The organism is Pandoraea terrae (assembly GCF_902459695.1).
Taxonomy (GTDB): Bacteria; Pseudomonadota; Gammaproteobacteria; order Burkholderiales; family Burkholderiaceae; genus Pandoraea; species Pandoraea terrae.
In genome coordinates this window covers 102032-113634 of record NZ_CABPRZ010000018.1, presented here as the reverse complement: position 1 = coordinate 113634, position 11603 = coordinate 102032, and the positions used below count along the sequence as shown (strand labels likewise).

Here is an 11603-nt window from a genome sequence, read left to right as displayed (position 1 = left end):
GCGTCGCGTTGTTTGCGAGAAACGAGATATTAGTGAAGTCCAACGAAGTGCGCAAGCCCTTTGTGAAAATAATTTGAAAATCCTCGGACTGCCCCACAAAAAAGCCAAGCGGGACAAGGCTTGCGCCTTGTCCCGCTTGTTCTCGTCCAGCATCTCAGGCGCGAAGCCTAAGGCTTCTTGCCGAAGTAGCGCGCGTAGATCGCATCATAGGTACCGTCCGACCTGATCGCGTCGATGCCCTTGTTGATCTTATCCAGCAGTTCGGCGTCGCCCTTGCGAACTGCGATCCCGTAATACTCCTTGGGAAACGCTTCGTCGCTCACCGTACGCAGCCGCGCGTCCGGATTGTTCGTCACGAAATTCACCACCACTCCGTTGTCGGCCACGACCGCATCGACGCCGCCCGCCTCCAGTTCCTTCAGCGCCAATGGCGTGCCTTCGAAGCGCTTCACCGACGGATTGTTCTTGCCCATCAGTTTCTGCACGACTTCGTCGCCCGTGGTTGCCGTCTGCACGCCCACCTTCAGCGCCTTCAGGTCCTCGAACTTCGACACCTTCGACCCCGACGGTACCGCGATCAGTTGTGACGCCTCGAAATAGGGTGCCGAAAAATCCATCTGCTTGCGGCGTTCGTCCGTGATCGTGATGGCGGAGATCAGGATGTCGCGATCGCCTTGCACCAGGGAATTGAAGATCCCCTCGAACGGGGTATTGATAAAGCGGATCGAAATACCGGCCTTGTCGGCCACCGCCTTCATGACATCGATATCGAACCCGGCAACTTGACGGGTATCGGTCTCATACTCGAACGGCGCATAAGCCGCATCCGATCCCACCACATAAACCGGCTGACTACCGGCCGGTCCCACCGAACGCCCGGAGACGCTCTCTTCCTTCTTGCCGCACGCAGCCAACAGCAGCCCCGAGGACACCACCAAGGCAAGCGCAAATGCACGTCGATTCATCGACATCGTATCGTCCTCGATTAAAAAACCGGCAGACTATCATAGGGCGGCACCCTGACGGATGCCGAATCCCAGAGATATCCCTCGAGCGAGGTTCAGCGATGTTTGAAAACAGGCTTGCGCTTTTCGACAAACGCCGCCATGCCTTCTTTCTGATCTTCCGTCGCAAACAGTGAATGGAACAGGCGGCGTTCGTATTGCACGCCCTCGGCGAGCGTTGTCTCGTACGCGCGATTGACCGACTCCTTGGCCGCCATCACGACCGGCAGCGAGAATTCGGCGATCGTGTTTGCGGCCGAGAACGCCTCATCAAGCAACTTGTCGGCCGGCACCACACGCGATACCAGCCCGGCGCGCTCGGCCTCGGCCGAATCCATGAAACGCGCAGTCAGGCACATGTCCATCGCCTTCGATTTGGAAATCGCGCGCGGCAAACGCTGCGTGCCGCCGGCGCCCGGGATGATCCCCAGCTTGATTTCGGGCTGGCCGAACTTTGCCGTGTCGGACGCGATGATGAAGTCGCACATCATCGCCAATTCACAACCGCCACCCAGCGCGAAGCCGGACACCGCCGCGATCACCGGCTTGCGGATGCGGCGGATCGTCTCCCAGTTGCGGGTGATGTAGTCACCCTTGAAGACGTCCATATAGGTGTACTGCGACATCATGCCGATGTCCGCACCTGCCGCGAAGGCCTTCTCGCTGCCCGTGATGATCATCACGCTCACGGCGTCGTCGGCGTCGAACGCGGTCAGGGCCGCGCCGAGTTCATCCATCAACGCATCGTTCAGCGCGTTGAGTGCCTTCGGGCGGTTCAACGTCACAAGCCCCACCCGACCGCGCGTCTCTACAAGAATATTCTCAAATGTCATCGTAACTCCTCCAATACCTGCATTGTTATCTGAAGATGCACCCGCGCGGCCTCTTCCCCGACCAACTCGGGCCCCGACAACGGGACCGGCCTGTGTGCCGAGGTCTCAATACCACGCTGATGCATCAAGATAACGCCATTCGCGTCCGGGTCCAAGGGAAAGCCCTTGGATGCGCCGCTACCCGGGCACGGGAATTGGTGCTATATTAACAAACCAACCGGTCGGTTTATTAATAACACCGCGATCTCCCACGTTTTTCAGGCGTTTCCCGGGGGTCGCCGTGCATCTGTCGTCCGCATCGCCTATTAATAGATACGTCCTCCTAGCCACGGAAATTGCCACCGCCATGACCCATCCCTTTTTCGCAAAGCATCAAGAGACCCTCGAACGCGCGCTGCACACGATCGAATCGCGCGGTTACTGGAGCCCGTTTTCCGAAATGCCGAGCCCCCGGGTGTATGGCGAAACGGCACAGGCCGACGGCGAAGCCGCGTTCAAGCAATATCTGAATGCCGCTTTTCCTTTGGAACAACAAGGCAGCACCGGCACCGCCGGCCAGGAAACATCCCCATTCGGTTTCGCCCTCGGTACGACCTATCCCGGATTCGACATCGATACCCTGCTCGCCCGCGTGACGAAGGCGCACGCCAGCTGGCGCGCCGCCACGCCCGACGCCTGGGTCGGTGTCTCGCTTGAAATCCTCAAGCGCCTGAACGCGCGCAGCTTCGAGATGGCCAATGCCGTCATGCACACGACCGGCCAGGCCTTCATGATGGCTTTCCAGGCAGGCGGCCCGCACGCGCAGGATCGCGGCCTCGAGGCTGTCGCCTATGCATGGGACGAACTGCGCCGCATCCCCGGCACCGCCTACTGGGAAAAGCCGCAGGGCAAGAACCCGCCGCTCGCGATGGAAAAGCGTTTCACGATCGTGCCGCGCGGCGTTGCGCTGGTGCTGGGCTGCTGCACCTTCCCGACGTGGAACGGCTATCCCGGCCTGTTCGCGAGCCTTGCCACCGGCAACGCGGTGATCGTCAAACCGCATCCGGGCGCGATCCTGCCGCTCGCGATCACCGTCAAGATCGCCCGTGAAGTGCTGGCCGAGGCCGGCTTCGATCCGGACGTCGTCACGCTGGCCGCCACCAATCCGAACGACGGCGCCATCGTCCAGCAACTCGCGAAGCGCGGCGAAGTGCGTGTCATCGATTTCACCGGCAGCACCGCAAACGGCGACTGGCTCGAAACCAACGCTCGCCAGGCGCAGGTGTACACGGAGAAGGCGGGCGTCAACCAGATCGTCATCGATTCGACCGACGACCTGAAGGGTCTCGCCCGCAACGTCGCGTTCTCGCTGGCCCTGTACTCCGGCCAGATGTGTACCGCACCGCAGAACATCTATATCCCGCGTGACGGCATCGAAACGCCGGAAGGCAAAGTATCGTTCGATGACGTCGTCGCCGCCATTGCCGGCGGCGTACAGAAGTTGACGAGCGACCCGGCCAAGGCCGTCGAACTGATCGGCGCGATTCAGAACGAAGGCGTCGTCGCGCGGATCGATGAAGCCCGCAAGGCCGGCAAGGTCGTGCTCGACAGCCAGCCGCTCGTGCACCCGGCGTTTGCCGATGCGCGCGTGCGCACGCCGCTCCTGCTGCAACTCGACGTCAAGGACGAAAACGTCTTCACGCGCGAATGGTTCGGCCCGATCGCATTCTTCATTGCCGTCGATAGCAGCGCCCAGGCGTTTGACCTGGCCGGCCGCATCGCCCGCGATCACGGTGCGCTGACGCTGGCCGCCTACACGACGACCGCGGAAGGCGAAGCCGCTGCCGTCGACGCCGCGCTCACCGGCGGCGTGGCGCTGTCGCTCAATCTCACCGGCGGCGTGTTCGTCAACCAGTCGGCCGCCTTCTCGGACTTTCACGGCACCGGCGCCAATCCGGCGGCCAACGCCAGCCTGGCCGACGCGGCGTTCGTTTCCAATCGCTTCCGCGTCGTGCAAAGCCGTCGCCATGTGCCGGCCAAGAGCGCGCAAGACGCGCCGAGCGCCGCCTGAGGACGGTATCCGGCCGATGGAGAGCGCGTAGGCCGCAGCAGCGTTGCCGGCAGGATCGGGGGCCGTGGCGTCCCCGCTGCCGGCTCCGTCATGCGGACTACGCGAGCGCTCGTGAAAGCCACTACTATTAGGGCGCACTCGTCGTCATCCACACGAGTGTTCACCCCCCCCAAGAGGATAGAGAGACATGACTGACGCTTTCATTTGCGATGCGATTCGCACCCCCTTCGGCCGCTATGGCGGCGCGCTCAAGGACGTCCGGGCCGACGATCTCGGCGCCGTGCCGATCAGGGCCCTGATCGCGCGCAATCCGTCGGTGGACTGGTCCGCCGTCGAGGACGTGTTCTACGGCTGCGCCAATCAGGCCGGCGAAGACAACCGCAACGTCGCCCGGATGTCCGCCCTGCTCGCGGAGCTGCCGCTCGACGTGCCCGGCGTGACGCTCAACCGCCTGTGCGGCTCGGGCATGGACGCGGTCGGCACCGCCGCGCGCGCCATCAAGGCCGGCGAGGCCTCGCTGCTGATCGCCGGCGGCGTCGAATCGATGACGCGCGCCCCGTTCGTCATGGGCAAGGCCGACAGCGCCTTCTCGCGCCAATCGTCGATCTTCGACACGACCATCGGCTGGCGTTTCGTCAACCGTCTCATGAAAGCGCAGTACGGCGTCGACTCGATGCCCGAGACCGCCGAGAACGTCGCGGATGATTTCAAGATCAGCCGCGCCGATCAGGACCTGTTCGCGTTGCGCAGCCAGGAAAAGGCCGCCCGAGCGCAAGCCGACGGCACGCTTGCACAGGAAATCGCCGCGGTGACCATCGCCCAGAAGAAGGGCGACCCGCTGATCGTCGATCGCGACGAGCATCCGCGCGCTACCAGTCTCGAATCGCTGGCAAAGCTCAAAGGCGTGGTGCGCCCCGACGGTTCCGTGACTGCCGGTAATGCGTCGGGCGTCAACGACGGCGCTTGCGCGCTGTTGATCGCGAGCGAAGCCGCCGTCAAGCAGCATGGCCTGACGCCGCGCGCCCGCATCCTCGGCATGGCCACCGCCGGCGTGTCGCCGCGCATCATGGGCATCGGCCCGGCACCTGCCACGCAAAAGCTGCTGGCGCAGCTCGGCATGACCATCGATCAGTTCGACGTGATCGAACTCAACGAAGCGTTCGCCAGCCAGGGCCTCGCCGTGCTGCGCCAGTTGGGCGTGGCCGACGACGACGCGCGCGTGAACCCGAACGGCGGCGCCATCGCCCTCGGTCACCCGCTCGGCGCCTCGGGCGCACGTCTGGTGACGACCGCCATGTATCAGTTGCATCGCACCGGCGGGCGTTTCGCGCTGTGCACGATGTGCATCGGCGTGGGCCAAGGCATCGCGATCGCCATCGAGCGCGTCTGAAATGGTTCAATGCGCGCAGATCCGTCAACCCGATATAACGAATAGACAGTACTGGAGGAGCCCCATGACAGAACCCACGGTTCGCCTGGCCGTCGAGGCCAACGTTGCCACGCTGACGCTCAATCGCCCGGACAAGCTCAACAGCTTTACCCGGCAAATGCACGCCGAACTGCGCGACGCCATCGACGCCGCCGAACAGCAAGGCGCCCGCGCGCTGGTCCTGACCGGTGCCGGCCGCGGGTTCTGCGCGGGGCAGGATCTCGCCGACCTCGATTTCACGCCGGGCAGCATGACCGATCTCGGCGAATTGATTGACGCGAACTTCAATCCGCTCGTCAAACGCCTGCGGGCGCTTCCAATGCCGGTAATCGCCGCCGTCAACGGCACCGCCGCCGGCGCCGGCGCGAACCTCGCGCTGGCATGCGACATCGTGCTCGCCGCGCGCTCCGTCAATTTCATTCAGGCGTTTGTGAAGATCGGCCTGCTGCCCGATACGGGCGGCACGTGGTTCCTGCCGCAACGCGTCGGCATGGCCCGCGCCATGGGCCTCGCCATGCTCGGCGACAAGCTCTCCGCAGAACAGGCCGAACAGTGGGGCCTGATCTGGCGCTGTGTCGACGACGACGTACTCGCAGCTGAAGCGCAGAAGTTGGCCGCGCATCTCGCTTCGCAACCGACGCGCGCCCTCTCCGCCATCAAGGACAGCCTGTACGCCTCGGCCACGAACACGCTCGATGCGCAGCTCGATCTCGAACGCGACCATCAGCGTGCGCTCGGGGCGTCGTACGACTATGCCGAAGGCGTCAACGCGTTCCTGCAAAAGCGCGGCGCGCGCTTCGAAGGCCGTTGATTCGCCCGCCAGCACGCCCAGCGCCCAGACGTTAATGACGAACCCGCCCCCCATGAGTATGCAGAACGCCCAACACGCCCCGAGCACGCCGAGCGCCGCTACCTCGGCGGACATGACGCCTGATCAGCTGGCGCGTGCCGCCGGTGACGCAATGTACAGTGCCGATCGCTGCAGCCAATGGCTCGGCATCGAATTGCAGGAAATCCGTCCCGGCTACGCCCGCATGACCATGCGTGTGCGCGACGAATTCCTCAACGGCCACGCCATTTGTCACGGCGGCCTGATGTTTACGCTGGCCGACTCGACCTTCGCGTTCGCCTGCAACAGCCACAACATCAACACCGTCGCCGCCGGTTGCAGCATTGAATTCCTGAAGCCCGTGTACGGCGGCGATACGCTCACGGCCGAGGCCTCGGAACAAGTGCTGTCGGGCCGTTACGGCATCTACGACATTCGGGTGACGAACGCCGCCGGCGAAGTCGTCGCAATGTTCCGCGGCAAATCCGCACAGATCAAGGGCAACGTCGTCTGACGCCCCGGCAGCGCGCGAATCCGCCGCAGGCGTTCGCGAGATTCATTGAGTAGTGTCCCAAGGAGACAGTCATGACCACCGCCTTGCCGCTCGAGTCCATCGAGAAAGCGAGCCTCGACGAACTGCAGACCCTTCAGCTCGAACGCCTGAAGTGGTCCCTGCGGCATGCCTACGACAATTCGCCGGTCTATCGCAAGAAATTCGACGACGCCGGCGTGCACCCCGACGATGTGAAATCGCTGGCCGATCTCGCCAAGTTCCCGTTCACCACGAAGAACGATCTGCGTGACAACTATCCGTTCGGCATGTTTGCCGTGCCGATGGAAAACGTGTCGCGCGTACATGCTTCGTCAGGCACGACGGGCAAGCCCACGGTCGTCGGCTACACCGCGAACGACATCAGCAACTGGGCCGATCTCGTTGCGCGCTCGATCCGCGCCGCCGGCGCCCGCCGCGGCGACAAAGTGCACGTCAGCTACGGCTACGGTTTGTTTACGGGCGGCCTCGGCGCGCACTACGGTGCGGAACGCTGCGGCCTGACGGTGATCCCGTTCGGCGGCGGCCAGACCGAGAAGCAGGTCCAGCTGATCCAGGACTTCAGGCCCGACATCATCATGGTCACGCCAAGCTATATGCTGGCGATCGCCGACGAGTTCGAGCGCCAGGGCCTCGCCCCGGCCGAGTCGTCGCTGCGCATCGGCATTTTCGGCGCAGAGCCGTGGACGAACGACATGCGCACCGCCATCGAAAAGCGCATGGGCATCGACGCGGTCGACATCTACGGCCTGTCGGAAGTGATGGGCCCGGGCGTGGCGTCGGAATGCGCCGAAACGAAGGATGGCCCGACCATCTGGGAAGATCACTTCTATCCGGAAATCATCAACCCCGACACCGGCGAAGTGTTGCCGGACGGCGAATTCGGCGAACTCGTCTTCACGTCGCTGACGAAAGAAGCCCTGCCGATCATCCGTTACCGCACGCGCGACCTGACGCGTCTGCTGCCGGGTACCGCGCGCACGATGCGCCGCATGGAAAAGATCACCGGCCGCTCCGACGACATGATGATCATCCGCGGCGTGAACGTGTTCCCGACGCAGATCGAGGAACTGCTGCTGCGTCAGCCACTGCTGTCGCCGCACTATCTGATCATCCTTGACAAGGAAGGTCCGATGGACACGGTGGTCATCGAGATTGAAGCCTCTGCGGATTGCCACGACGAAGCCAGCCTGCAAGCGGCAAGCGGTGCGCTCAAGCGCGATATCAAGACGCTGATCGGCATCTCGGCGGCGATCAAGGTCAAGCCCGTGGGCGGTATCGAGCGCTCCGTGGGCAAGGCCCGCCGCGTCATCGACAAGCGTCCGCGGTAAGCCAGGCCCAAAGCGCGTGAAAAAAGCCCCGCGAGGTTGAGTTTCGCGGGGCTTTTCCTTGTTTGACGGATGCGATGCCGGGCTCAGAGATTCGGCAGCAACACCCACATCTTGCCGCTCTGGCGCATGCGGCCCGCCAGATCGCCGGCATCGTCGCCCAAGCCCCAAAAGTAGTCGGCGCGCACGCCGCCTTTGATCGCGCTGCCCGTATCCTGCGCGAACACGAGGCGGTTCAACGCGCCGTTGGCTTGTGCGCCGTACGGCGGACGCGTGGTGCTCAGGAACACCGGACTGCCAAGCGGGACAGAGGTCGGATCAACGGCGATCGAACGCTCCGCCGTCAGCGGCACACCCAGGGCACCGACCGGCCCTTCGACCCCGCGCGCACCGTGATTCGGCATCTCGCGGAAGAACACGAAGCGCGGATTCACCTCGAGCAATGCGTCCACGCGCGACGGATTTGCGCGCGCCCATGCGCGGATGCCCTGCATCGTCGCCTGCGACGGCGTCAGCTCGCCGCGATCGATCAACCAGCGGCCAATCGATTTGTAGGGCTGGTCGTTATTGCCCGCGTAGCCCACGCGCATGACCGTGCCGTCTTCCATTTCGATCTGGCCCGAGCCCTGCACTTGCAGAAAGAACGCTTCAATCGGATCATCGACATACGCCAGTTCGTTGCCGCGCAGCATGCCGCTGCGATTCAGTTCGGCACGCGCCGGCAGGGAGCCGGCCTTGCGGCCCGTCGGCCAGCGGTACAGCGGCGTTTGATATTTGCCGCTGCGCACGCGCGAGCCGTGCAGCAGCGGCTCGTAATAGCCCGTGATCAGACCGCTTTGGGTGCCGTCTGAATTCGCAATCTGGAACGGTGTGAAATACTGCTCGAAGAATTGCCGCATGGCGGCCGGATCAAGGTCGTCGAGCTGGTCGGCCGCGCTGCACGCCCGCTGCCAGTTCGCCTGCCGGCCAAGCTTGACACAGGTCTGCTGCAGCGCCAGACGGGTGCCGATCAGGGTGTCATCCTGCCAGCCGTCGACTTGCGACCAGTTGACCGCCTGCATGCGGCCCTGGCCCGCCGGCGGCGTGGAAGGCGGCGGCGTACCGGGTGTGCCGGCGCCCGGCGGCGGCGTGTAGCTGGCGCAACCGTAAAGCAATACCGCAAACGCGGCGACGGCCAGTCCTCGACTGGCGCATCGCCTTTGAAAAATCTTCGGAAAATGCGTCATGAGCAATCTGTTCGATGAATATCCGGCCTTGCTGGTCCTGCCGGAGCTTTTGCTGGCCGTGGTGATACTGGCCGCAGTGCTGGTGTTTCGCAGGAAAGGCGGCACGAAAGTCCGCAACCGCCGCCCGGACCGCTCCGACTGAGACAGGTTCGGCCACATGCGCGCCAATGGCTTGCGCTCAATGCAGGGTGCGCGGCATGGTCAGCGCGAATTCGGGAACCGGCACCTCGAAGCGCGCCCCGTCTTCGGCCACGCAGAAGTATTCGCCCCGCATGGTGCCGACGGGCGTCGCCACCATGGCCCAGCTCGTGTATTCGAATTGTTCGCCAGGCTGCAGGAACGGCTGATGGCCGACGACGCCCAGACCGCTGACTTCCTGCACGCGGTTTTCGCTATCGGTGATCACCCAATGGCGCGAGATCAACTGCGCCGGAACTTCACCGGTATTGCGGATCGTGATGGTGTAGGCGAACGCGTATTGCCGCCGGTCCGGCTCGGACTGCTCCGGCAAATACTGCGGGCGCACCGTGACAGTGAATTCGTACTGGCTCATCTCGGGATCCTGTAGCGCGAGGAAATAAAACGTAAAGCGGTCAAACGTACATCGGCATGAGGCGGGGGACCCAGGCCCGACGGTCCGCCAAGCATTCTGCGGCAAGTCGCCCGCCCCGGCAACCGGCATTTGCCCGCGCATTGTGCGTGCCGCGGCCAGCGACGGAGCGACTCATCAGGCAAGTCCGGGCGCAAAGCTTTAAAATGGCGGTTTTCCCCGTCCGATCGCCACCCAGCCATGACGCAATTCTGTATCGCCCCCAGCATTCTCTCCGCCGACTTCGCCCGGCTTGGCGAAGAAGTCCGCAACGTCGTGGCGGCCGGCGCCGACTGGATTCATTTCGACGTGATGGACAACCATTACGTTCCCAACCTGACGATCGGGCCGCTGGTCTGCGAAGCGATCCGGCCGCACACGACGGTGCCGATCGACGTGCACCTGATGGTGCGCCCGGTCGACCGCATCGTGCCCGACTTCGCCAAAGCCGGCGCCAACCTGATCACGTTCCACCCGGACGCCTCGGAACACATCGACCGCACGCTCGGCCTGATCCGCGATTCGGGCTGCCAGGCCGGCCTCGTGTTCAATCCGGCCACGCCGCTGCATTACCTCGATCACGTGATGGACCGCGTCGACATGGTGCTGATCATGTCCGTCAACCCGGGCTTCGGCGGCCAGTCGTTCATTCCGGAAGCGCTTAACAAGCTGCGCGCCGTGCGTGCCCGCATCGATGAATACAAGGCGCGCACCGGCCGTCACATTCGCCTGGAAATCGACGGCGGCGTGAAGGTCGACAACATCGCCGAAATCGCCGCCGCCGGCGCCGACACGTTCGTGGCCGGCTCGGCGATTTTCGGCAAGCCCGACTACAAGGCCGTCATCGACCAGATGCGCGCCGAACTGTCCCAGGTCAAGGGCGATCAGGCATGAGCAGCGCTATCCGTCTCGACGGCATCCGTGCCGTCATGATCGATCTCGACGGCACGCTCGTCGACACCGCCGGCGATTTCAGCGTCGCCCTCAATGCGATGCTGGCCGATCTCGGCGCGGCGCCCGTCGACACGGAACGCCTCATGACGTTCGTCGGCAAGGGGGGCGATCACCTGATCCGGACCACGCTCGCCGAGCGCTTCCCGGCCGACCAGGCCGATGCGCTGTTCGAACGCGGCCGCGCCCGGTACCAGGCGGTCTACACGGAAATCAACGGTGAGCACACCACGCTTTATCCCGAAGTGCGCGAAGGCATCGCCGTCTTGCGCGCCGCGGGCCTGCCGCTCGCGTGCGTGACCAACAAGTCGCACGATTGGGCCGTGGCGTTGCTCGAACACTATGATCTGCTGTCGTCGTTCGATCTGGTCTACGGGGGCGACTCCTGGCCGAAGCGCAAGCCCGATCCGATGCCGCTCGTCAAGGCATGCGAGGCATTCGGCGTGCGTCCGGGCCAGGCCGTGCTGATCGGCGACTCGGGCAACGACGCCCAAGCCGCGCGCGCGGCGGGCTGCCGCGTATTGACCGTGCCTTACGGATACAACCACGGCGAAGCTATACAAACGATCGATACGGATGGTATAGTCCCCTCAATACTTGGGGCTGCCCGGGCGATCCTGCCGTCACTCGACGGGACTTCAACCGCTGCCGCACCCTTGTTGACAAGCTGATTGATACCATCACATTAAGCTGATCAAACGCATGTTTCTCAACAGAAAACGGAGTCTGAGCGTGATCGACCGGGGGGCTTGGCCCTGGCGACGCTGGTCTTGCTGAGCCCCCTCGCGGGTTTCCAGGGCCGCTGAAGTTCGTC

The 11603-nt window shown here is 63.9% G+C and carries 12 protein-coding genes; 8 read left to right on the top strand and 4 right to left on the bottom strand.

Translation table 11 applies throughout. The features are described 5' to 3' along the window. Nucleotides 1-167: 167 nt before the first annotated feature. Together PTE30175_RS19495 and PTE30175_RS19490 are read right to left on the bottom strand one after the other, a co-directional pair. On the bottom strand, nt 168-971 hold the full coding sequence (locus PTE30175_RS19495) for a basic amino acid ABC transporter substrate-binding protein (RefSeq protein ID WP_150698724.1): 804 nt from the start codon (nt 969-971) through the stop codon (nt 168-170). An 89-nt stretch (nt 972-1060) separates the two neighbouring features. Continuing rightward, the gene (locus tag PTE30175_RS19490) at nt 1061-1837 is read right to left on the bottom strand and encodes an enoyl-CoA hydratase (protein ID WP_150698723.1); all 777 of its coding nucleotides are present in this window, start codon (nt 1835-1837) and stop codon (nt 1061-1063) included. A gap of 346 nt (nt 1838-2183) precedes the next feature. On the opposite strand from PTE30175_RS19490, the gene paaN reads away from it, so the two are divergent. The 5 genes from paaN (at nt 2184) to paaK (ending at nt 8026) form a co-directional block, all read left to right on the top strand. Further along, the gene (gene paaN / locus PTE30175_RS19485; protein ID WP_150698722.1) at nt 2184-3887 is read left to right on the top strand and encodes a phenylacetic acid degradation protein PaaN; all 1704 of its coding nucleotides are present in this window, start codon (nt 2184-2186) and stop codon (nt 3885-3887) included. 187 nt (nt 3888-4074) lie between these two features. Next, on the top strand, nt 4075-5277 hold the full coding sequence (gene pcaF / locus PTE30175_RS19480) for a 3-oxoadipyl-CoA thiolase (protein WP_150698721.1): 1203 nt from the start codon (nt 4075-4077) through the stop codon (nt 5275-5277). Between the two features lie 64 nt (nt 5278-5341). Beyond that, nucleotides 5342-6127 carry a 2-(1,2-epoxy-1,2-dihydrophenyl)acetyl-CoA isomerase PaaG gene (paaG, locus tag PTE30175_RS19475; RefSeq protein WP_150698720.1) on the top strand — a complete coding sequence of 262 codons (786 nt, stop codon included), beginning with the start codon at nt 5342-5344 and terminating at the stop codon, nt 6125-6127. A gap of 58 nt (nt 6128-6185) precedes the next feature. Next, nucleotides 6186-6659 (top strand): hydroxyphenylacetyl-CoA thioesterase PaaI, encoded by a 474-nt coding sequence (paaI, locus tag PTE30175_RS19470; protein ID WP_420819660.1) that lies wholly within the window; start codon nt 6186-6188, stop codon nt 6657-6659. Between the two features lie 71 nt (nt 6660-6730). After that, nucleotides 6731-8026 carry a phenylacetate--CoA ligase PaaK gene (paaK, locus tag PTE30175_RS19465; protein WP_150698719.1) on the top strand — a complete coding sequence of 432 codons (1296 nt, stop codon included), beginning with the start codon at nt 6731-6733 and terminating at the stop codon, nt 8024-8026. Nucleotides 8027-8109: 83 nt separating this feature from the next. On the opposite strand, the gene mltA is transcribed toward paaK, so the two are convergent. After that, nucleotides 8110-9249 carry a murein transglycosylase A gene (mltA, locus tag PTE30175_RS19460; RefSeq protein ID WP_150698718.1) on the bottom strand — a complete coding sequence of 380 codons (1140 nt, stop codon included), beginning with the start codon at nt 9247-9249 and terminating at the stop codon, nt 8110-8112. Here mltA and PTE30175_RS28305 point away from each other — a divergent pair. Beyond that, entirely contained in the window at nt 9248-9391 is a 144-nt protein-coding gene (locus PTE30175_RS28305) for a hypothetical protein (RefSeq protein WP_191629145.1), read from the top strand. The two genes, mltA and PTE30175_RS28305, sit on opposite strands and share 2 nt — an antisense overlap. 36 nt (nt 9392-9427) lie before the next feature. Here the strand turns inward: PTE30175_RS28305 and apaG are convergent, their stop codons facing one another. After that, entirely contained in the window at nt 9428-9802 is a 375-nt protein-coding gene (gene apaG, locus PTE30175_RS19455) for a Co2+/Mg2+ efflux protein ApaG (RefSeq protein WP_150698717.1), read from the bottom strand. Nucleotides 9803-10039: 237 nt separating this feature from the next. On the opposite strand from apaG, the gene rpe reads away from it, so the two are divergent. Together rpe and PTE30175_RS19445 are read left to right on the top strand one after the other, a co-directional pair. After that, nucleotides 10040-10732 carry a ribulose-phosphate 3-epimerase gene (gene rpe / locus PTE30175_RS19450; protein WP_150698716.1) on the top strand — a complete coding sequence of 231 codons (693 nt, stop codon included), beginning with the start codon at nt 10040-10042 and terminating at the stop codon, nt 10730-10732. After that, nucleotides 10729-11460 carry a phosphoglycolate phosphatase gene (locus PTE30175_RS19445; protein ID WP_150698715.1) on the top strand — a complete coding sequence of 244 codons (732 nt, stop codon included), beginning with the start codon at nt 10729-10731 and terminating at the stop codon, nt 11458-11460. Before rpe ends, PTE30175_RS19445 begins: the two co-directional genes overlap by 4 nt. Nucleotides 11461-11603: the final 143 nt, after the last annotated feature.

Excerpts from the sequence above, each read along its gene's own strand:
- PTE30175_RS19495 (WP_150698724.1), bottom strand. The coding sequence starts at position 971 with ATGTCGATGAATCGACGTGCATTTGCGCTTGCCTTGGTGGTGTCCTCG.
- PTE30175_RS19490 (WP_150698723.1), bottom strand. The coding sequence starts at position 1,837 with ATGACATTTGAGAATATTCTTGTAGAGACGCGCGGTCGGGTGGGGCTT.
- paaN (WP_150698722.1), top strand. The coding sequence starts at position 2,184 with ATGACCCATCCCTTTTTCGCAAAGCATCAAGAGACCCTCGAACGCGCG.
- pcaF (WP_150698721.1), top strand. The coding sequence starts at position 4,075 with ATGACTGACGCTTTCATTTGCGATGCGATTCGCACCCCCTTCGGCCGC.
- paaG (WP_150698720.1), top strand. The coding sequence starts at position 5,342 with ATGACAGAACCCACGGTTCGCCTGGCCGTCGAGGCCAACGTTGCCACG.
- paaI (WP_420819660.1), top strand. The coding sequence starts at position 6,186 with ATGCAGAACGCCCAACACGCCCCGAGCACGCCGAGCGCCGCTACCTCG.
- paaK (WP_150698719.1), top strand. The coding sequence starts at position 6,731 with ATGACCACCGCCTTGCCGCTCGAGTCCATCGAGAAAGCGAGCCTCGAC.
- PTE30175_RS28305 (WP_191629145.1), top strand. The coding sequence starts at position 9,248 with ATGAGCAATCTGTTCGATGAATATCCGGCCTTGCTGGTCCTGCCGGAG.
- mltA (WP_150698718.1), bottom strand. The coding sequence starts at position 9,249 with ATGACGCATTTTCCGAAGATTTTTCAAAGGCGATGCGCCAGTCGAGGA.
- apaG (WP_150698717.1), bottom strand. The coding sequence starts at position 9,802 with ATGAGCCAGTACGAATTCACTGTCACGGTGCGCCCGCAGTATTTGCCG.
- rpe (WP_150698716.1), top strand. The coding sequence starts at position 10,040 with ATGACGCAATTCTGTATCGCCCCCAGCATTCTCTCCGCCGACTTCGCC.
- PTE30175_RS19445 (WP_150698715.1), top strand. The coding sequence starts at position 10,729 with ATGAGCAGCGCTATCCGTCTCGACGGCATCCGTGCCGTCATGATCGAT.